The 21,335-nt window shown below is 44.3% G+C and carries 19 protein-coding genes and 3 pseudogenes; 6 read left to right on the plus strand and 16 right to left on the minus strand.

The genetic code is table 11. The features are described from left to right. Nucleotides 1-85 precede the first annotated feature (85 nt). Entirely contained in the window at nt 86-1,963 is a 1,878-nt protein-coding gene (glmS, locus tag JMY03_RS12680; RefSeq protein WP_201604168.1) for a glutamine--fructose-6-phosphate transaminase (isomerizing), read from the plus strand. Between the two features lie 364 nt (nt 1,964-2,327). Here the strand turns inward: glmS and JMY03_RS12685 are convergent, their stop codons facing one another. The 5 genes from JMY03_RS12685 to JMY03_RS12705 all read right to left on the minus strand — a co-directional run bounded on the left by JMY03_RS12685 (nt 2,328) and on the right by JMY03_RS12705 (nt 6,446). Then, nucleotides 2,328-3,350 (minus strand): alcohol dehydrogenase catalytic domain-containing protein, encoded by a 1,023-nt coding sequence (locus JMY03_RS12685; protein WP_201604170.1) that lies wholly within the window; start codon nt 3,348-3,350, stop codon nt 2,328-2,330. A 16-nt stretch (nt 3,351-3,366) separates the two neighbouring features. Continuing rightward, nucleotides 3,367-4,476, minus strand: coding sequence for a flavin monoamine oxidase family protein (locus JMY03_RS12690; RefSeq protein WP_201604172.1), 1,110 nt, complete (start codon nt 4,474-4,476; stop codon nt 3,367-3,369). Then, nucleotides 4,473-5,153 carry a cupin domain-containing protein gene (locus tag JMY03_RS12695; RefSeq protein ID WP_201604174.1) on the minus strand — a complete coding sequence of 227 codons (681 nt, stop codon included), beginning with the start codon at nt 5,151-5,153 and terminating at the stop codon, nt 4,473-4,475. Before JMY03_RS12695 ends, JMY03_RS12690 begins: the two co-directional genes overlap by 4 nt. A gap of 67 nt (nt 5,154-5,220) precedes the next feature. Next, the gene (locus JMY03_RS12700) at nt 5,221-5,565 is read right to left on the minus strand and encodes a carboxymuconolactone decarboxylase family protein (protein ID WP_045613199.1); all 345 of its coding nucleotides are present in this window, start codon (nt 5,563-5,565) and stop codon (nt 5,221-5,223) included. Nucleotides 5,566-5,672: 107 nt separating this feature from the next. Next, nucleotides 5,673-6,446 carry an SDR family NAD(P)-dependent oxidoreductase gene (locus tag JMY03_RS12705; RefSeq protein ID WP_201604176.1) on the minus strand — a complete coding sequence of 258 codons (774 nt, stop codon included), beginning with the start codon at nt 6,444-6,446 and terminating at the stop codon, nt 5,673-5,675. 294 nt (nt 6,447-6,740) lie between these two features. Between JMY03_RS12705 and gcvA the strand changes: the two genes are divergently transcribed. Beyond that, on the plus strand, nt 6,741-7,664 hold the full coding sequence (gcvA, locus tag JMY03_RS12710) for a transcriptional regulator GcvA (RefSeq protein ID WP_201604178.1): 924 nt from the start codon (nt 6,741-6,743) through the stop codon (nt 7,662-7,664). 134 nt (nt 7,665-7,798) lie between these two features. After that, nucleotides 7,799-9,025 carry an MFS transporter gene (locus JMY03_RS12715; RefSeq protein ID WP_201604180.1) on the plus strand — a complete coding sequence of 409 codons (1,227 nt, stop codon included), beginning with the start codon at nt 7,799-7,801 and terminating at the stop codon, nt 9,023-9,025. A gap of 696 nt (nt 9,026-9,721) precedes the next feature. Here JMY03_RS12715 and JMY03_RS12720 read toward each other — a convergent pair. After that, nucleotides 9,722-10,087: a MerR family transcriptional regulator gene (locus tag JMY03_RS12720; RefSeq protein WP_071002737.1), complete on the minus strand. Its 366-nt coding sequence runs from the start codon at nt 10,085-10,087 to the stop codon at nt 9,722-9,724. Nucleotides 10,088-10,174: 87 nt separating this feature from the next. Between JMY03_RS12720 and JMY03_RS12725 the strand changes: the two genes are divergently transcribed. The 3 genes from JMY03_RS12725 to JMY03_RS12735 all read left to right on the plus strand — a co-directional run bounded on the left by JMY03_RS12725 (nt 10,175) and on the right by JMY03_RS12735 (nt 12,022). Then, a complete protein-coding gene (locus tag JMY03_RS12725) occupies nt 10,175-11,053 on the plus strand; it encodes an alpha/beta hydrolase family protein (RefSeq protein ID WP_201604182.1) in 879 nt (292 codons plus the stop codon). Then, complete coding sequence (locus JMY03_RS12730; protein WP_201604183.1) at nt 11,028-11,432, plus strand: hypothetical protein; 405 nt, start codon at nt 11,028-11,030, stop codon at nt 11,430-11,432. Before JMY03_RS12725 ends, JMY03_RS12730 begins: the two co-directional genes overlap by 26 nt. A 65-nt stretch (nt 11,433-11,497) precedes the next feature. Continuing rightward, the gene (locus JMY03_RS12735) at nt 11,498-12,022 is read left to right on the plus strand and encodes a PaaI family thioesterase (RefSeq protein WP_058023454.1); all 525 of its coding nucleotides are present in this window, start codon (nt 11,498-11,500) and stop codon (nt 12,020-12,022) included. Between the two features lie 417 nt (nt 12,023-12,439). Here the strand turns inward: JMY03_RS12735 and JMY03_RS12740 are convergent, their stop codons facing one another. From JMY03_RS12740 to JMY03_RS12785, 10 genes and pseudogenes are all read right to left on the minus strand, one after another. After that, on the minus strand, nt 12,440-13,258 hold the full coding sequence (locus JMY03_RS12740; protein ID WP_071002733.1) for a sulfite exporter TauE/SafE family protein: 819 nt from the start codon (nt 13,256-13,258) through the stop codon (nt 12,440-12,442). 371 nt (nt 13,259-13,629) lie between these two features. Beyond that, a pseudogene (locus JMY03_RS12745) lies at nt 13,630-14,127 on the minus strand (flavin reductase). Nucleotides 14,128-14,230: 103 nt separating this feature from the next. Next, nucleotides 14,231-15,262: pseudogene (locus JMY03_RS12750) on the minus strand (methionine synthase). Between the two features lie 45 nt (nt 15,263-15,307). Next, complete coding sequence (locus tag JMY03_RS12755) at nt 15,308-16,312, minus strand: DUF1852 domain-containing protein (protein ID WP_201600795.1); 1,005 nt, start codon at nt 16,310-16,312, stop codon at nt 15,308-15,310. 308 nt (nt 16,313-16,620) lie between these two features. Then, a pseudogene (locus JMY03_RS12760) lies at nt 16,621-17,230 on the minus strand (nitroreductase family protein). A gap of 482 nt (nt 17,231-17,712) precedes the next feature. Continuing rightward, nucleotides 17,713-18,651 (minus strand): pirin family protein, encoded by a 939-nt coding sequence (locus tag JMY03_RS12765; RefSeq protein ID WP_201604185.1) that lies wholly within the window; start codon nt 18,649-18,651, stop codon nt 17,713-17,715. Nucleotides 18,652-18,850: 199 nt separating this feature from the next. Then, entirely contained in the window at nt 18,851-19,558 is a 708-nt protein-coding gene (locus JMY03_RS12770) for a pirin family protein (RefSeq protein ID WP_201604187.1), read from the minus strand. 218 nt (nt 19,559-19,776) lie between these two features. Then, a complete protein-coding gene (locus tag JMY03_RS12775) occupies nt 19,777-20,163 on the minus strand; it encodes a DoxX family protein (RefSeq protein WP_201604188.1) in 387 nt (128 codons plus the stop codon). 223 nt (nt 20,164-20,386) lie between these two features. Beyond that, a complete protein-coding gene (locus JMY03_RS12780) occupies nt 20,387-20,800 on the minus strand; it encodes a roadblock/LC7 domain-containing protein (protein WP_201604190.1) in 414 nt (137 codons plus the stop codon). Then, complete coding sequence (locus JMY03_RS12785) at nt 20,800-21,333, minus strand: GTP-binding protein (protein ID WP_025646803.1); 534 nt, start codon at nt 21,331-21,333, stop codon at nt 20,800-20,802. Before JMY03_RS12785 ends, JMY03_RS12780 begins: the two co-directional genes overlap by 1 nt. Between the last annotated feature and the right edge of the window lie 2 nt (nt 21,334-21,335).

Below are 21,335 nucleotides of genomic sequence, written 5' to 3' on the forward strand. Positions count from 1 at the left end.
CTATATGGCTCCAAACAAATTTATCAAAATAGCTATCGAAATTACAAATATTGTCACTCTAAAACATCGAATTTAAGGAATCACTATGTGCGGAATAGTCGGCGCGGTCGCTGAGCGTAATATCGCTAATATCTTACTCGAAGGACTCAAACGCCTAGAATACAGAGGCTATGATTCTGCAGGTCTCACGGTGATTCGTAATAATGAGCTACATCGTGAGCGCCAAGTGGGCAAAGTGCAAGAGCTGGTCAATGCTGTAGCGATCAATCCGCAGTTTTTCGATGGTCATATCGGTATCGCTCATACTCGCTGGGCCACGCATGGCGAACCTGCACAGCGTAACGCGCATCCGCATATCTCAGGCAAAATCGCTGTCGTCCATAATGGTATCGTCGAAAACTACGCTGAACTCAAAAAAGAGCTCATCGCTAAAGGCTACGAGTTTACCTCACAGACCGACACCGAAGTGGTGGCGCATCTGATTCATGACATTTATGAGCAAACCAATGATTTACTAGAAGCGGTACGCGCTGTTATACCAAAGCTACATGGCGCTTTTGCTTTGGGTATTGTCCATGTCGACTGCCCAGATGAGCTAATTGCGGTACGACTTGGCTCGCCACTGGTCATCGGTGTCGGTATTGGCGAGAACTTTATTGCCTCAGATCAGTTGGCGCTACTACCTGTGACTAATCGCTTTATGTACCTAGAAGAAGGCGATATCGCTAAAATCACGCGCGATAAGGTTAGCGTTTATGCCGATGGCGTAGAAGTCAGTCGTAAGATCAATGAGATTGACGCGCAGCAGCACAACGCCGATAAAGGCGAGTTCAAACACTATATGCTCAAAGAGATTTACGAGCAGCCAGATGCGGTATCTCGTACGCTTGAGATGGCACTAGAGAGCACTGTCTCAAATGAGCAGGTAGATGACGACGCTAAAAACAGCTACCAACTAAAAGCCGACTTTTTACAGCGTCATGAATCTAAGCTTGCTGGTATTCGCCACATTCAAGTGATCGCTTGTGGTACTAGCTATCACGCCGGTATGGTGGCCAAATATTGGTTTGAGAATTTAACACGTCTGCCCTGTTCAGTCGAAGTGGCAAGCGAGTTCCGCTATCGCAATCCGGTCGTCATTGATAACTCCTTAGTCATTTGCATCTCGCAATCAGGTGAGACGGCAGATACGCTATCGGCGCTACGCGACACCCAAAAGCAAGCGCCTACCGGCCTTGTCAGCTTAGCTCTATGTAACGTACCGACTTCCTCACTAGTACGTGAAACCGATATTTATCTGCCAACTCATGCCGGCCCTGAGATTGGCGTCGCTTCGACCAAAGCCTTTACCACTCAGTTAGTAGCGCTGATGCTACTGGTACTAAAGATTGGCGTCACTCAATCGCGTTTGGACGATGAGCGCTTAACGACTCTACTCGCTGGACTGCATAAGCTGCCTAGTCAGTTGTACGCTAGCCTCCATCTTGATGGCGATATCCAAGCAATGAGCGAAAAATTCGAGAATAAGAAAAGCTGTCTGTTCTTAGGTCGCGGCTTACAATTCCCAATTGCGCTTGAGGGCGCGCTTAAGCTCAAAGAAATCTCCTATATTCACGCAGAAGGCTACGCGGCAGGTGAGCTAAAACATGGGCCATTAGCGCTAGTCGATAAGGACATGCCTATCGTCGTGCTCGCGCCTAAAGACAGTATGTTCGATAAGCTCAAAGCTAATATGCAAGAGGTGCACGCGCGCCACGGTGAGCTGTTTGTCTTCGCTGGTGAATCCAGCAAGATGGTGGCAGAGGATCGTCTGCATGTCGTTTATATACCTGATGTCTGCGAGGATCTTGCGCCAATCGTCTACAGCGTACCCGTGCAGCTACTGTCCTATCACGTAGCAGTGATGCGCGGAACCGATGTCGATCAGCCACGCAATCTTGCCAAATCAGTGACGGTTGAGTAATATAAGTTATTGATTTTATTGTAATTTTGTGAGTAGAATAAAGTTTCATACCAAGTAATAGAGATTCATACTAAGTATTAAAGTGTCATACTATAAGGCGGCGTTCTCCAATCGGTACGCTGCCTTTTTTGATTACGGATGTTATGGCTCTAAGAAAGTTCTGCCCCATTCCGTTTCAGCATTCTACAACCCTACATACTGAGCTATCCACTTTGGGCTAATTTTACTAATGCTAAATGAACCACTCTGAAGCTTTATTCTTAGCTTGTTTTAAACGGTAAGGGATGTGAAATCACCTTCGACGTTTTCGTTCCATGTTGAATGAGGTTTAAATGCGGTACTAAGAGCCGCATTTGATGACATGTTAGTTTTTCATGGTGAGAACGATACGAAAGTTAGCCTTGCCCGATTTCATTTTCTGAAAAGCTTCGTTGGCATGCTCGAATGGCATAGTTTCTATCATAGGTTTCACGTGTGCTAATACGCTGAAATTCAGTGCTTTCTCATTTTCATAGGGAGTACCGGTAATGGAACCAAGGATGTGGCGTTCTCCACTGACCATTGCACCACTACTGAATACAAGCGGAACTTTTCCAGCCCCCAAGATGACCATTTTTCCTTTCGGTGACAAGTGATTAAATAACGCCGTCGTCAAGGTTGATTCATTGATGGTCACGATAGCGGCATCAAGGTATCCAATCCGTTGTAATTCCTCATCTAGTGGTTGTGTGTTCGTATCGATATACTCATGGGCACCGAGTGCAAATGCCAGTTGACGAATATCGTCACCACGGCCGATGGACACCACCTTATATCCCATGCGCTTCGCATATTGGATAGCCATGTGACCCAATCCGCCCACGCCCAGAACTGCGACCGTATCACCGGCTTGAGCGCCACATTTTTTTAACGCATTGAACGTCGCGACACCAGCACAAAGTATCGGTGCTGCCTCAATAGAATTGAGTTCATCTGGAATAGAGACCAATCCGGATGCCCTTACAAGCATCACTTCAGCGTAACCGCCATCCATGCTAGAGCCAACAACTGGCTGATCGCTGCATTGTTGAAAGTGGCCTTGTCGGCAAAAATCACAAACATAGCAAGGCCCGCCTAATCGACCCACGCCGACTCTTTGCCCGATAGACCATCGATTGGGGACGTCTGTACCTAACGCAACAATTCGGCCGATAACCTCATGTCCCGGAACTCGAGGAGGAGAAAGGTTGGGGTTGACGTTATCGATATCAAAAATATCTGCACCGCAAATTCCGCACGCTTCAACGTCGATGACAACTTCTCCTTTACCGGGTTCAGGGCATGTTCTCTCAGCTAACTGTAGAACTCCAGGCTCTAGAATCTGCATTACGCGATATGTGTTGGTCATGAGTGTTTGCTCCTTATTAAATCTTCCGTCGTTCAAGGTAGCCTTTGACACCGATTGAAGCCGCTTCAATCGCACCCGCTACATAGCCAGGGAATTGAGCGGACCATTCACTGCCTACGCCCGTCATCCGTTGTTTCCATACGCCGCTTATGGCGGTGATATCAGGTGCGCGACCATGTTCGCTGGTCATATCTAAGTCAAACTCTGTCGCGGTAAACTCATCTTGTGCCCAGTCTTTAAAGACATCGGCAACAAAATTTTTGGCGTCAGGGCCAAACAGACGTGTCATCTGTGCTCGGCAATGGACTTTGATTTCTTCAACACTAAGTTCTTTTCGATAATTGGCCGGTATCCCCAGAAAACCAAATAAGGCAGCTTTTCCCCCAGGCATTGAGGCGTCATGTATCTCAACCATCGGTCCCCGAGCACTACGCGCATCACCAGACAACCCCTGCTCACGCCAAAATGGGGCATCATATACGGCAATGTATTTCGCGTGAGGTGCCATCCAGGTAGCTGTTTCTTGCCACTGCTCTGTCAGTGTCTTCGGTAAAGGTGGTATAAATTGAATACGATTGACCGCTAAACGTGGCGGTAAAGCAAGAAACACATGGTCAACATTAACTGTGTGCTCAGAGCCGGATTGAGTGTCGCAGTAAGTTATTTCGACCATCTGACTTTCATTACGGATCGATTTTACCTTTGCAGAGACGTACAGCTCTTGGCTTTGCAAACGGTCATGAATGGCACGAATAAGGGTGCCCATACCACCTTTTAAACGCATGGATGCAGGTGAACTGGCAAAACCTCTCATTGTGGTGGGTGGCTCGTTAGGTGAGCGTTCAACAACCATGTTACCTTGTTCATATTGAGCAAATCTTTGTAAACCTAAGTTGTTAATTAAAGCGTTCAATTGAGGTTGAAAGTCTGGCCAAAACCAAGTTGGACCTAGGTCAAAACGATCTAAATCCTCGCTTGTTGTATCCGAATAGTCCATGATCCGCCCACCGAAGGAAGATCTGGCTTCGAGTAGTATATAGTCGGTAATGCCTTGTTGTTCTAACAGAAACGCAGCGTAAAGTCCGCTGAGTCCGCCACCGACAATTGCAATCTGTTTATGATTCACTTTGATACCTCGTGACTGACATTCTGAAATTCACCGACTTTAAGATAAACGGTTGCACCTAAGTTGCCCGCTTTTACTGATTGAAGGTCAGATTTTGCTAAACGCAGCCAACTGCCTTCTATATATTCGATATCGTTATGAGAGACACTGCCTGACAATACGAATAACTCGCTCGTCACGTGGCATGCCTTAGCACTGAACAGGTTTTCATTTTCGGATAGTTTTTGAAGACTGGTTGATTCAATGCTATTCCGGTATAGATGGCAAACAGAGCGCCCATTTTCCACCGTCCAGTTCGCCGGATCTTTAGTATTGATACGTACGACATGCTGATCGGTTGGTTGCATCTGCCAAAGCTTCACAAAAATTGTGGTACCTTCTGGACTACTCGGTGCATGGGAAGAACCTGGAGGATTTCTTAAATACCAACCTTGCGGATAATCTCCCGATTGGTCTGAAAAGGTGCCTGATAAGACAAAAATCTCTTCACCACCAGGATGGGTATGAGTTGGAAATAGCGAACCTGGAAGGTAGCGAACGATGCTGGTAGCCCTTGCTTTTTCTTTACCAATTCTGTCCAGCATGACGCGTTCTACACCCGGTTGAGTTGATTGAACCCATTGATACTGGCAGGCTTTAAGTACGGCTGTACGTGAGAAATCTGAATTGACCTGCATGGATTTTTCCTGGTTAGTGAGCAGGAACAATGTGCTTATCCAGCATCATTGTTCCTTGGCGAGATGATTATGATGTCTGAAGCTGAGCGTGAGCGTCTAGCACTCGAGCGCTGTAAGTTAAAGCTGCACCAGCATTCAAAGCCACTGCGACACCGAGTGCTTCTGATATTTCTGCAACGGTCGCACCATGTTCAACCGCTTTTTTGGTGTGAACAGAAATACAACCATCGCATCGTGTTGTCACCGCTACGGCCAATGCAATCAGCTCATGAATTTTAGGCTCCAGATGCCCGGTTTTTGATGCTGCGTTTTCAATGGTAACAAGGCCTCGTACAATGTCTGGACTTTGTTCAGCAAGTTCACCAACTTTAGTCATCAGTTGATCGCGGTAATTATTCCAATCCTGCATCATGGTAATTCTTCTCCGAATAGTATTCTCGATAGGCCTACCACGTTAACAATCGTGGTAGGCAAAATAAGTCTTACGAAAGTGAGATGAGCAGAGTGCTCAACACCGTATTAGTTACGACCAGCCATTACACCACCGTCAACATCCCAAACTGCGCCAGTGACCCAATCTGCTTTGTCAGAGAGTAAGAAAATGATGGCATTGGCAACATCTTGAGGTGTACCTACGCGGCCAATTGGATGGAAACCGTTAAAGCCTTGAAGCACTTGGTGAACTTCTTCTTTAGGGATGAAACCTTCATAAATTGGTGTCTGTACAACCGCAGGTGATACAGCGTTAACTCGAATATGATTGGCAGCCAGCTCCATTGCCAGATGTTGAGTCAGAGAGTGCAGGCCTGCTTTCGCCATTGAATACGCTGACGATGGTGTCGCAGCAATCGCTTGTTTTGCCCACATAGAGCCTACATTGACGATAGCGCCCGGACGGTTTCCTGCAACCAAGTTGGCGGCTACTTTTTGGGTGATGAAGAAGAATGCGCGGTTAATTTGCATGTATTGATCGTAATCCGATGCTCCATGCTCTAAGAACGGTTTAGGGAAGAACACACCGGCTGCGTTTACCAATAAATCTACGTCTGAATGTTTTTCATCAATCACTTTCAGTAACGCTTGCATACCTTCATCAGTCGTCAAATCTGCGGTTAACGCTTCGACTGAACCCAGTGAAGACAACTCTGTACGTGCCGATTCCGCTTTGTCTGCACGGTGACCGACGATAACGGCTTGACCACCTTGCTCAAGGATCATACGAGCCGTTTCTAAGCCCATACCGCTTGTGCCACCGATAACCAGTAGTTTTTTACCTGCAAATTGATTGTTCATAGCTTAATCTCTCTTTAACCGCACAAAGCGGAACTTGTTAGTGTTGAGCCGGAGTGTTGTGTAGAGTCTCACCCCTTGCTGTTTACGTTTGTATTAGGCCTTCTCAATGACCTTTATCTTCGTGGAATTACTATAAAGAAAAACTTTTTAGGAACGCCTTTAGATATAGACTGTTTGCTCACCGACACTGGCAGTGGAGTGCTTGTTTGTCGGCTTGAGAGGTATTTTCCACGGATTTACTTTCTTTCACAAACGAGATAATCTGTATTAACGCTAAAGAAAAAGTTTATCGATATGAAGCTACCTATACATCTTAATGCTCTGCGGGCTTTCGAGGCCAGTGCCCGGCATCAGAGTTTCTCTTCGGCAGCAGAAGAATTGCATGTAACCCCCGCGGCCGTTGGACAACTTGTTCGCTCATTGGAAGAATGGCTTGATGCGCCTCTTTTTCATCGGATGAACAGTGGAAAAATTCGTTTGATTCCCACTGAAACAGCAGAACGAGCACTGCCCGACATTCGAGCGGGATTTGATAAATTGATTATTGGCTTAGAACGTTTACAAAAAAGTTCTGTGAGTGGTGTTCTGACCGTGACGGTGAGTCCAGCATTCGCTGCCAAGTGGCTATTACCGCGACTGGATCGGTTTCAAGATGTTTGTTCAGAAACGGATGTTCGCTTAGATACCAACTTAAAGCCCGTCGACTTTGCGGTTCAACGTGTCGATATTGGTGTTCGTTATGGATTGGGTAACTGGTCGGGATTGAAGGCTGAAAAACTGATGGATGAAGAAGTCTATCCTGTGTGTTCACCGAGACTATTGCGTGAACAGCGTCGTTTTCACCATCCCAGTGAACTGCTTCGTGAAACCCTCATTCATGATTTATCTATGGATGCCCATACCGGATTCCCCACGTGGTCGGAATGGTTGAGAAAAGCGGGAGTTACTGACCATGAGACAGCCCATAACATTCAAATCAATAACTCGGCTGCCGTCCTTCAATCCGCTATTGACGGGCGGGGGATCGCCCTTGCACGTAGTGTTATGGTGCGAGATGACCTTGCATCTGGGCATTTGATCCGTCTTTTCCCGGAAATCCAATTCAATTCACCTTTGGCGTATTATGTGGTGTATCGCCCGGAATGTGCAGAGCTGCCAAGAATGCAAGCTTTCCGAGGTTGGTTATTTAGCGAAGTGAATCGAGATGAAGAGCAATAAAGATTTTCTATGCATGTTTTAAAGATCATCTTACTTGCTATTGCTGTCCTCTGTAACTACGGTAGCTGTGACAAGTCTTCAGTTTAGTGTGTAGACACTTCAATAAAGAAAACCTTATAAGGAAAATAAACAGAATGGCTAATGAAGCTCATGCTGCAGTTGATGAATCTGAATGCATCAGTCCGCAGTCGCATCGCTCTAATTTATGGCGTTTAACGTTGGCACAAGCGTTGTCCGGGGCGAATGCTGTGGTGGTTTACGCAACCGGGGCTATCGTTGGGAATACGCTCGCGCCTTCACCGATACTGGCCACATTACCCATTTCAATTTTTGTTGTCGGGATGGCGGCCTGTGTTTTTCCTGCTGGAGAAATTGCACGCCGATATGGTCGACGAATCGCATTTTTAGTTGGGACCGGTGCGGGGGTATTAACGGGCTTATTTGCTATGGCTGCACTGTTTATGGGATGGTTTTGGTTATTTTGTCTTTCCACCTTTTTAGGTGGTGCTTATGCTGCGGTTGTGCTCTCTTTCCGGTTTGCCGCTACGGATGGTTTACCCGCTAATAAGCGCCCTCAAGCGCTGTCTTTGGTCATGGCTGGCGGCATTGTTGCCGGAATTATTGGACCACAATTGGTGACGCAAACCATGCATTTGTGGCCGCAAAAAATGTTTGCTGCGACTTTCTTTGCGCAAGCTATCGTTGCTCTACTGGCAGGTTTTATTCTCTTTGGCGTGCATTCACCCGCACCGAAAAAACAGATAGAGCAGATAGGACGATCACTGTCCGAAATTGCACTTCAGCCACGTTTTATCTGTGCAGTAATTTGTGGCGCTGCCTCTTACATGATTATGAATTTTTTAATGACCGCCGCGCCGTTAGCGATGCATATGCACGGCCACAGCCAGGAGTCATCCAATTTAGGTATTCAGTGGCATGTAATTGCGATGTACGCACCAAGCTTTTTTACCGGTAAGTTGATATCACGTTTTGGCGCGACGAAAATATCGGCACTGGGTATTTTACTTACTGGGTTATCGGCTGTCATTGGACTGATTGGAGAAGATGTCCTTCATTTCTGGTCACTGTTGATCCTTTTGGGTCTAGGTTGGAATTTTGGCTTCTTAGGCGCGTCGGCACTGGTGTTAGAATGCCATAAACCGGAAGAGAAAAACCGGGTGCAATCTCTTAACGATTTCATCATTTTTGGCTTGATGGCGATTGGCTCATTTTCTTCTGGAGGTATTCTCAGTTCCTATGGATGGCATACCGTGCTGCTGGTTTCATTTATTCCTTTGGTATTGGCAACGCTCACTCTCGGAGCTGCGGGAAAGAAACACCGGAGCAGACTGGAAGCGTAGTTTTTCTTCCACATTGAGTGATCTCAATTTCAAAAACATCGCCCTTTGCAGTGCCTCCAATCTCACAGATACTTTTGCTCATGGCTGATTGGTAAAGCAAGTTAGTTACTCAAACTTGCTTTTGTCCCGAAGTGAGTTACAACGAGTATGATACTTTAATACTCAGTTGTAGCTTGATTCGGACATGGTGGTAGCAATTAGTATGAATCTTTATTTTTGGTCATGTTTAATCTTAAACGGTTCGATCAAGGGTGCTTGACCGTTTAGTATGAAACTTTATTCCTCTCTTACAACAATTTTTATTAATAAATTACCCGTCACACTATTGTGTGAGGATTCATCCTTTGCTATCTTGTATCAACGAGGTGGCAAAGGATTTTTTTGTGAATAACAAAAATAGAAAAGGACCCACAACAACTGAGTCTTCGAAAGATTATCAGCCATTTGTCAAAATAGCTGATATATTCTCACTTGGAAGATCTCACCGTGTCTTTGGTCACAAGACTAAACGAACACACCACTACAGCCCTACGTCAGCAACCAAGGAAGAGATAGCTGAGTTCATGAAGTCTGAGTTCCCTCAAGCAAAGTACAAGATTGAGGCAGTAAATAGCAGTGGGTGAATTTTATCCCATGATATTGGTTTAGATGATTTGAGACCTGGAGGTACTGTATCGGGACCTTTCATAACTTAGATTAAAGAGCTAGCTTATCCTTATAAGAACACATGCCTTTTAATGCATCATCTATTAACGCTTTCATTTTAGATAACTCTAGAATCTTAACTTCAATTTGCTTGTTTTTTTCTAGAAGCTTTTCACCCATTTGTGATTGGGTCAGGTTGTTTGAATACAATAGCTCTGTTAGCTCTCTAATCTCTTTTAAGGTGAAACCTAACTCCTTCGCCATAATAATCATATTGAGCTGTTCCACAATCCTGTTATCGTAATCTCTATAACCATTAGATTTTCTAGATGGTGACGAAATTAATCCTTCCCTTTCGTAAAAACGGATCGTATCTCTGCTTAGTCCGACTGTTTCAGTTAATTCTTTTATATTCATTAGCGAGCACCCTCAATTAACGCTTGACTGTGGAGTAATGTCCATAGTTTATAGTAGCCATTAATTAACAACAAGTAGGGTTCTTTTATGGATATAAATATTCTGACGGACGACAACGTCGAGCTGCGTGCAACCCTCTATAAAGCGAATAATCCTAAAGCCGTTGTTCTAATAAACCCAGGAACCGCTACCAATACTTCTTATTATTTGCCGTTTGCTAAATACTTAAGAGAGCATGGTTTTCATGTCATTCTTTGGAACTATAGAGGATTTTGCGATTCTAAAATAAGCCATCTAAAGGATTGTCATTATCAGTATTCTGATATTGGGCGCTATGACATTCCAGCTGTTATCGATACAGCCAAGCGCCTGTTTAAGGATTTACCCTTGTATTGCGTAGGGCATAGCACTGGAGGTCAACAAGTTGGCCTTGCTCATAATGCTGATCAATTAGATGCTCTAATTGCAGTGGCTGTCTCAGCAGGATACTTTAGCTATATGCCGCTTCGCTATCGTCTTAAGGCTAACTTCTTTTTCCGCTTTTTAGCCCCGCTTAGTAATAAAATTTTTAATTATGTGCCGGCTAAAAGCATAAGACTCATGGAAGATTTGCCAGCTGGTTTTACAGATGAATGGGGGGCTTGGTGCCGAGAAAAAGAGCTGTTTTTCTCAGAAAAATTCTATGGAAAAACCATTCCCCTTGGGACTTACAAGAATTTTAATGTGCCAACCTTCGTCTTCACTGCCGATGATGATGAAATCTGCACTGAACGCAACCTGCATAATTTTTGGAAAAATGTGACTAGCGATCAACCCATCACTTTTAAACGCTATACCATTAGCAAGGGATCAGACCAATCAATTGGGCATTTTGGCTATTTTAGAAGCAAGAACACTCATATTTGGCAAGATATTTTAGAGACGATCAACAAGGTACACCATGATAAATCGTTACAAACATTATAAGACCTTAATTTTCATTGTATTACTTAATGTGTTCTCGAGCATTTTGCACTATGTTCATAATGTGGTTTATTTTGACCACTATCCTGAGCCTGATTGGTTATCCCCTCATCTGGTAGATGCTTTTTGGTTCGTCATGACACCAATCGGTATCTACGGCTTGATCGTGGCTGTCAAAAGCCAGATGAGCAAGGGGCATTGGTGGCTTTATTTGTATGCCTTGATGGGTTTATTGTCACTACTACACTACAACGTTGAGACTGATAATATTATGACGATCACCATGCACAGTCTTATCTGGTTTCAAGCAATATGTGCTTTTTGGTTAATCGGCTATGTAACGATGTATTTTAAAAATAAAAGCAAACATCAAGAACACTAATTGATAAAACTTTGGTCTTTATAAGAATGAGCTAACCTCTTATTTATCGTTTTAAGGAATTGAAAATGAATGTTGAAGAAACTATAGCAACATGGGAAACAGAAGAAGCACTCATTAGAGAAAAGCTAGGTGACGCTGACGTCATTCCATTATCAGACTTAACCACTCGCAGCGGTATGGACATTTTTAACGCTATGTTTGCAGGAGAGCTGCCTCATCCTCCTATTGGTCTAACGCTCGACTACACTCCTATTCATATGGAAAAAGGTATTGCCGTTTTTCAAGGGCGTCCAAAGCGTCATCATTACAACCCATTGGGTACAGTCCATGGTGGCTGGTTTTGTACGCTTTTAGATTCTGCTGTTGGCTGCGCTGTACATACCCTTTTACCAGCAGGAAAAACCTATACAACTTTAGAGATAAAAGTAAATATGGTGCGAGCTTTGACAGTGGCAACACCTTTAGTACGGGCTGAAGGTAAAGTCATTCATGCTGGTCGAAGAACAGCAACTGCTGAAGGAAAAATTGTAGGGCCTGATGGCAAGTTGTATGCTCATGCCACCACAACCTGCATCATTCTTGATGTTTAGATAGAATTTTCGATATAGTCAATACACTCTAAAAATGTCATAGCGCTACTGGGATGAATTTTGCGCAGCCTCTGGGAACGCAGCACGCAAGTAAAATTTATACCAGTAGCGCGTTTAAATCCATAACAGTTTTACATTCAGCTAACTATAGTTAATGAAGCTTACCTGACAGTCTCAAGTCTAATAGCTTCTAAACCAAAGAAAACCGCTAAGAATATAATGGATGTTATAGTGAAACCATTATAAAAATGGTATAGCAAGATTAAACGCTATTTTTCGCAGCCTCTGGAGACGCAGTCACAGCAAGTAAGAAAAGTAGCATTTTATAACAGATTACTAAACTAGGCGTGATTTTCAATATTAAGCAATATCATATCGTTCTTAGTCTTCATATTTCAAACACACCAATCCAAATCTTCAAAATAACCCTTTATACAGAAAATAAAGTCCCACTACGAATAACAATACCGAAAAGCACTTCTTTAACAGGGGTGGTGAGAGCATATGAGCAACTTTTGCCCCAACTTTAGCGGTAAAAAAGCTCATACTCGCAATGCCCAAAAAGGCATAAATATGCACAAAGCCAATGGTATTGGGTACATCAACTTGCTGCTGCATACCAAAGAACATAAAGCCGAGCGCACCAGCAATGGCAATAGGCAAACCACACGCCGCCGACGTGCCTACCGCCTTTTGCATGACCACATTATAACGGGTGAGATACGGCACCGTTAAGCTGCCACCGCCAATACCAAAAATGGCCGAAGCCACACCAATAATACCACCTGCCGCAAGTTGCTTGGGTTTAGACGGTAATACCACAGGCGTATGACTCGCATCACTCATATGTGTACGTCTTTTACCAGCGGTAAACATTCTATAAGCGACCCACAGTAAAAACACCCCGACAATCAGCTGCAGATATAACCCTGATATTTGCCCTGCTATCCCTGCTCCCAAAAAGCACCCTAGCGCCAAACCAGGTGCTAGATTTTTAAAGACCGGCCACATGACGCCGCCCTTTTTATTATGCGCCATCAAGGAGCTGATCGAGGTGACGATGATGGTCGCAAGCGACGTTCCCAAAGCCAGATGCATAATGGTATCGGCATCGTAGCCCATTTGGGTAAAGACGATAAATAACAGCGGTACGATAATGGTGCCACCGCCCACGCCGAAAAGCCCGGCCGCAAACCCTGCTAGTGCACCTATGATTAAAAAAATGAGTAGTTCCACGGGATAGTGTCTTCTTATATAGATTTATTTTCTGAGCAAGTGCTCTATATTAGGGCGTGTTGAACATTCACAAATGCGCACTGCTGATCGCTACTAGTTAATCAAAGCTGTGTTCTAGTCGTCGTTAAAATTGCAGATAATGCTTATTGCATTGGCTAGCTGATTTTATTTAAACAGTCGCAACGACTAGGGCGATTTTAGCATCAGCCCTCACGACAACAACAGGGACAGGACTCTTTTTTGCCGCTTTATTGATAAAAATAGACGCTTAGAACGACTAAACTTACCATTTTTATCTGCAAATCGCCTAAAAAATAGTCTCTGTCAGTGCCATGGTCGAATGTTCAACACGCCCTAATGCCAGTTATGACTTATACAAGCTCAACTTGACCGACGTAATGATAAGCACGGTTAAAATACACTAAACTCTCATCTTGCCCGCTTGGGGATTCTGGAGGTTTGATAGCGACCACTCGGCACATCAGCACACTATGCGTACCCACTTCTTGAATGTGCTCAATCTCACAATCAAAGCTCACTAGCGCATCTTTCAGGATAGGCGCGCCTGTCAAAGCTCAGTCCAAACTCCTTGCTCGAAGCGCTCATCTGAGCTTAGTTTAGAAGCAAAAGCATTGGATAAGTATTTATGCTGGGCATAAAGCACATTGACGCTCAAGACTTTATTATCCACAAAATGCCCATGTGAGCGCGCGGCAGTTCATACACCAGCAGTGTCGGCGGTGTATCAGTGACGCTACATACCGCCGGGCAGTAAACCCATGAGTGCCTGACGGACCATTGGTGGTGATCACATTGACCGCCGTGGGCAATAGCGCCATGGCATCTCTAAAATCAGTGGCTTCAATCATATCTTTTATCATTACTACAATCCTGAGAAACGTTAAATCTATAAGTACCTTGTTAACTGAGGCCACTCATAAGCTTAAACAAGCCAGAACTTGTTAAGTTTTGCTAAACGCTCAGCTCTTGCCGCACGATTGCCGCACCAGCGCTCAGCGCATGTAGTTTGCCGCGTGCCACCTCACGAGGCAACGGCAGCCATACCGCAGTTGGTCGAGGGATAAAGCTTGTCCGCATCGACAAATTGTAAGGCCTTGCGTAGCGTATCGGCTACCTCCTCAGGAGTTTCAATATCATTAGTGGCGACATCGATTGCACCAGCCATCACTTTTTACCGCGAATGAGCTCTATCAAATCCATGGGCACATGCGAGTTTTGACATTCTAATGAGACGATATCGATATTGGACTGCTGCAATTTAGGAGAACGCACTTGCTCATACTGACGCCACTCTGAGCCCAGCGTTTTTTCCAGTCATTATTGGCTTTGATGCCGTAACCGTAGCAAATATGTACCGCCGTTTCGCATTTTAAGCCTTCGATAGCGCGCTCTAACGTAGCGATACCCCAATCATTGACGTCATCGAAAAAAAGACGTTAAACGCCGGCTCATCGAATTGGATAATATCCACGCCTGCTGCTTCTAACTCGCGGGCCTCTTGATTGAGAATTTTAGCAAACTCCCATGCCAGTTTTTCACGGCTCTTGTAGTGACCATCATACAGCGTGTCGATCATGGTCATCGGGCCAGGCAACGCCCATTTGATCGGCTGATCGGTTTGCGCACGTAGGAACTTTGCATCGTCCACAAATACTGGTTTTTGACGGCTCACCGCACCCACGACTGATGGCACGCTTGCTTCATAGCGATCACGAATTTTAACGGTTTTACGGTTTCAAAATCGACGCCGTCTAAGTGTTCGATAAATGTAGTGACAAAATGCTGGCGGGTTTGCTCGCCATCACTGACGATATCTATCCCTGCATGTTGCTGTTCTTGTAAGGTCAGACGTAAGGCGTCTTGTTTTGCCTCTATCAGCTCATCACCTTCTAATGCCCAAGGTGACCAGATTTTCTCAGGTTCGGCCAGCCATGAGGGTTTGGGCAAGCTGCCAGCGGTTGAGGTCGGTAATAATATATGCATGTTATCTCATCTTTTGTATCGTAATATTTAATATCTAAAGCTCTATTAAGCCACTTGTTCATCAGCGCTTTTGTCTACCGCAAAGCCTGCTGCCCACTCATCTAGAATATCTTGATAAGGCGTAATAAATGTCTCTTCGGTGAACTTGCCTTGCTTCACTGCCAGCTGGCTGCGCTCCTCACGGTCATACACCACTTGCGTCTTTGAGTAGTCTTGGTAATTGAGACTGGGCTGATAGACCGCGCCTGCTCTGGAGTTGGCATTATAAATCTCAGGGCGATAAATCTTCTGGAACGTCTCCATCGTCGCAATCGCGCTAATCAGCTCCAGATCGCTGTAGTCGCTGAGCAGGTCACCTGCGAAATAAAATGCGAATGGCGCTACGCTTCCTGTCGGCATAAAGTAACGCACCGTAAGACCCATTTTATGGAAATAATCATCGGTTAACGAATACTCATCCTGCTGGTACTCGACACCCAATACCGGATGTTGATTGTTGGTACGATGATAGGTTTTGCTTGTCGACACACTCAGGCAAATCACAGGCTGCTTATCAAACTGCTCTTGATAAGCGTCTGAACGCAATAAATGCTGAAATAGCTTACCATGCAGCACACCAAAGCTGTCTGCGGGCGGTGTGCCTGGGTTTTGTTCGAAATGCTCTGGTAGCACAATACTAAAGTCATAATCGCGCACGTAGGATGAGAAGCTATTGCCGACTATACCGCTGATACGGGAGTTATCCTTGTGATCGACAATCGTGGTTTGTAGCATCTCGATACTGGGGAAAGTATGACCGTCGCCTGCCACGTCTAAGTCAGCTGAGATGATATCAACCTCTACCGAATAACGATCGGCGTTGGGATTATCCCAACGCGCCAGATCATTAAAGCGATTGTTTATCATTGTCAGTGTCTTACAAAGGTTGTCTTGACGGTTTACGCCGCGCGCTAGATTGGCAAAGTTGGTCGTTAGGCGTGTGCTATCGGCAGGCTCGTAGTTTTCATCAAAACGTATGCGAGATATGGTATAGGTAAATGGCTGAGTCATGATAGTCCCCTTTACTACTCTGATAGCTCTCGTCTCGAGGCCTCAGATAAAAGCTAATTTGTGTATGGGATGAATCATACCTTGAACCTCACATGAATAAAAACGATGTTATTTAAAGATAAGATGAATAAAATTCATGGTTATTTGTAAGCTATATTGATATAAAGCTTTTGGAGAGGGGACTATTATCATAAAATTGTAGCCATTACCGTGCCGACCGTTTCTCATAAATAAAAACCCCGCTACTAAATTCATAGTAGCGGGGTTTTATTTTTAGTACTGGCTATTGTTGTATTTACAACAGTAACTTACGCGCCAAATACTTTCATGCGCTCTTCAACTGGCTTGAACTCTTTGTCGCCTGCAGGCTGCTCAATGCTACCGAACACCATTTGGGCGTTTAGTTCCCAATCGTCAGCGATATTCCATTCTTCAGCGACTCTTTGATCGATAACTGGATTATAGTGCTGTAAGTTGGCTCAATATCTAGGCTAGCAAGCGCCGTCCAAATCACATACTGATGCATAGCGTTGGTCTGGTGTGCCCAAATTGGGAACTGATCAGCATATAGTGGCGCGGCTTCCTGCATACTTCTGACGACGCCCTTATCTTCGAAGAATAGTACCGTACCCGCACCCGCTCTAAAGCCGGCGATTTTGTCTTTAGTGGCTTGGAACTGCTCATTATCGCCAACGATAGCTTTTAAGGTCTCTTCTGTGATATCCACAGTTTATTATGGTCTTCGCCAAATAGGACAACTAGACGGGCAGACTGTGAATTAAATGATGAGGGCGTATGCAATAGCGCATGCTCAACTAGCTTGACGACTTCTTCATTAGATACTGGTAGCTGATCGCCTAGCGCGTAAATAGAACGACGCTTTTCGGCTAATTGCTGTAGATCTTGTAAATTTGACATCATTTTTCCAATAGATTTTGATTAAAAATAAAACATGGAACTTAGGGCGTGTTGAACATTCGACCGTGGCACTGACAGAGACTATTTTTTAGGCGATTTGCAGATAAAAATGGTAAGTTTAGTCGTTCTAAGCGTCTATTTTTATCAATAAAGCGGCAAAAAATAGTCCTGTCCCTGTTGTTGTAGTTAGGGCTGATGCTAAAATCGCCCTAGTCGTTGCGACTGTTTAAATAAAATCAGCTAACCAATGCAATAAGCATTATCTGCAATTTTAACGATGACTAGAACACAGCTTTGATTAACTAGTAGCGATCAGCAGTGCGCATTTGTGAATGTTCAACACGCCCTAATTTAATGAAGATATTGTAAAGACATTCGGACTCAAGCCATATTCTCTTTTTGTAATTAAACTAAGCAATACATTACAATTTAGAAGCTAACTTAACGAATAGTCATTTATAGATTTCTTTTTCCTTTTTCCTTTATCCTTTAAAGCCTTCTGGTAGTTCAGGGGCAGGCAAACGCTTCATATCTGAGTCAACATTGCCAAAGCGCTCATGACCATTGTTCCAATCAATAATAGACTGCTCGATCTCTTCTTTATTATCGGCCACGAAGTTCCACCACAGTAGTACTTGGTTGTTTAGCGGCTCACCACCGATAAACATCACGCGAGTACCTTTTTTTGCGACCAACTTGATGCTTTTATTATTAGCCACATCGTGATCATGAAAGCGCAGTAGCTGATCTTGTGGGCAAACTTTACCTTCTGACTCAATTTCACCTTCTGAGACTAAGATACCGTACTCAAATCCTGACTCTAGAGTAAGGGTCACCTCTCCATCTTCCTTCCAGTAGACATCAATACCAACCATTTTTGAGTACTGAATCGTAGGTGCCTCGAAACACTCGCCTGCCGCTGTGGTATAGCTACCCGTAGTCAGTATCATCTCGGCATTATCCTCTGTCCAAGTAGGCAGTTTGGGATAATGATGAAAACTGCGTTCGATTTTTTGATCGGTGGGCAATGCGATCCATAGCTGCACCATGTTCAGGGCACGCGCAGCATCAGGCGAGCCACCAGTATCAGGAAATACGCTTTGTTCGGTATGGCTAATGCCTTGGTTTAGGCCAGTGCCTGCAGTCATGACGTTGACTTGGTTTTTGGTGATGACTTGCTCATTACCTAAGCTGTCTTTATGTAGCACCTCACCACTCAGCATCCAACTAAAGGTTTGCAAGTTGGTATGCGGATGGCGACCGACTTGCATACCACTGTCATCGGGACCGAACTCAGCGGGGCCAGCGTGATCCAAAAAGCACCAAGCACCGATAGGCTTTTTGCCAGTATTGGGTAATAACCGCGCGATAGGGATACCACCGACGTCTGCTATTCTTGGCTCTAGGGTTTGAATGCTCATCGTGCGCCTCTTATTATGTGTTATCGATTATGATGCTAAAATAGCTATAGTCGCGATATAAGACATAGCTATTTTATTGATATCAGTTGTAATCTTAGCTACCGTATCAGTACGCTGCACTGTAGTACTATATATCAGTGCTATTCCACACTTCATCTCAGCACCTACTCAGTATTTACTCAATATCTACACTCAATATTTACATAGGTACTTCCATAAGCAGCACGCGAGCTTCTGCATTGGCATCCATTGTAAAGCTCTTAGTATTCCAAATACCGAGGCCATCACGAGTATCTAAAGTGCTACCATTGATGGTCACTTGACCTTCTAGCACTAGTACATAAACACCATTATTGGCATCTTTTAGCTCATAAGTCTCAGTCACGCCTTTATCGAAGCGGCCCATATGGAACCAAGCGTTTTGATGAATCCACACGCCAGCGTCGTCTGCATTAGGTGACAGCACTTGGTTGAACGCATTGTGCGGCATATTCTCATCCATACGCAGTTGCTGATAGCGCGGCGTAACTCCGGCTTTGTTTGGGATGACCCAAATCTGTAAGAACTTCACGGGCTCATTATTATTAGCATTCATCTCGCTATGGGTGATACCAGTACCCGCTGACATCACTTGGATCTCTCCGGTCTCGATGATACCGTTGTTACCGATGTCATCGCCATGACCAAGCTTACCCGATAGTGGGATACTAATAATTTCCATATCGCGATGCGAGTGCTTACCAAAGCCCTGTCCGGCAATCACTTGGTCATCGTTGATGACGCGAAGAGCACCAAAGCCCATACGCTCAGGGTTGTGGTAATTGGCAAAACTAAAAGTGTGACGGCTTTTTAGCCAGCCGTGATCGGCATTACCGCGAGAGTCTGCTGCATGATAGATCGTTTTCATAATTTGTCTTTATATTTGTTTAGCTTGTTTAAGCTATGGGCCTATTATAATTATTAACTATAGACAGATAAACAGCACTAAAAACAAATAACTATTCTTATAATAAGAACAATGGATGGTTTTTATAGAGACCGACGCTAGCACTGATCTGTTTACGGCTATGCTATTTGCAGTCTGCATCAGCAGTTTATGCTAGCTGTTTATACTAGTTGCTTATGTTAATAGTATTTATGATTATCAATAGAATAAGCGCCAGCGCCCTGCGCAAATAACAATAAAAACCCACCAGCGATAGCGATATTTTTCATAAACATCGTCATCTGTGTCTGATCGCCAAAATCACTGTGAAATAAGAGCGCGGATATCACATTGAAACCGATGAATAAAAGAGCAACTATACGAGTCTTAAAGCCGATAAGAATAGCGATGCCACCGAGCAGCTCAAGTATAATAACCAATGGCAACATCAATGCTGGCACGCCCATAGACTCCATATATCCTTGGGTCCCAGCATAGTCAGTGATCTTATTAAATCCTGATACAATAAATATCAGTGATAAGAACACCCGGCCTAATAACATACTAATATCTTGAAATCTTTCCATGATGGCGCTTCCTTTTTTCGGTATTGATTTTATATCGTGATTGGTAATACACCTTATATAAGCCGCCTATGAGTATTGATTATAGCCATGCTGATAATGTTTGTTTATCGAGTATAGCACCTAACTTATGGTAGCTCGCTTATACCAGCTAATAAAAAAGCGCTGACTAAATATCATATTCAGTCAGCGCTTTTTATAAGCTTAGAGGCTATCTTGAGTCGCTTTATGTACTGATAGCCGTTATCTCACTAGCGAGTCTTTTCGTCTTATATCTGGCTTCAGCTAACGTCATCTTGTTTTTGGCAACCATAGTCAGCACGCAAGGCTTACTCAAATAGTCTGTTTTTACAAACAGTATATTACCCGACGTCGCCTCCACGATAGTGATCTCACATTCTCCTTGCTGCATTTGACTAGCAGACGAATCGCTGAGTGCTGAAAGCGTGCTACTCATCGCCGCAAACTTATCTGCTTGATTGCTCAGCTCGTTTATCGAAAAACAACTAATGGGAAAGCCATCAGTGGTACACAAAGTCACGAGCGCAATTTCTCTATTGGCTTCACAAAGCTCTTTGATACAGCTTGAGAGCACCGCTTTTGCTTGGGAATTTTCATTTACCATAATCGTATCTAACATTACTGTTCATTATTAAGAGTATTAAATAGCTGCAATAGACCAATAGCGGACTCTCGGCTTCTAGGGTCGGCATTGATAATAGGCGCGACTACATTATGATGCATGAGCACCGCTCTAACCTCTTGTCCTAACGCCGCTAGGCTTGCAGGGTCGGCGTCCTCACAGTGGGTCACTCCTACGATACAAGTGGTCTGGTTTTTTTCTGGTGCAAAAAAAGTCAGCAGTTTGTCCAAGTTATTATAGTCAGGGGTGTCGCCATACTTAATCAAAATAAGCAGACCCCACAAAGAGCTATTGACAAACTCCCACAAAAAAGAATAACGCTCTTGACCTGGCACCCCATAAATACCTAATGCCATATCATCGGCTAAAGTAATACGCCCATAATCGATACCGACAGTCGTATATTCTTTGCCTATATCGATACTAGACTTAGCTTCAGTTTCAAGAGGACTTATCTCGCTTAAAGTCTTGACCAGCTGAGTTTTTCCGGCACCTACTTCTCCGATTATCGCTAGCTTCTGATAGTCCACTG

This window comes from Psychrobacter submarinus (genome assembly GCF_904846685.1).
Taxonomy (GTDB): domain Bacteria; phylum Pseudomonadota; class Gammaproteobacteria; order Pseudomonadales; family Moraxellaceae; genus Psychrobacter; species Psychrobacter submarinus.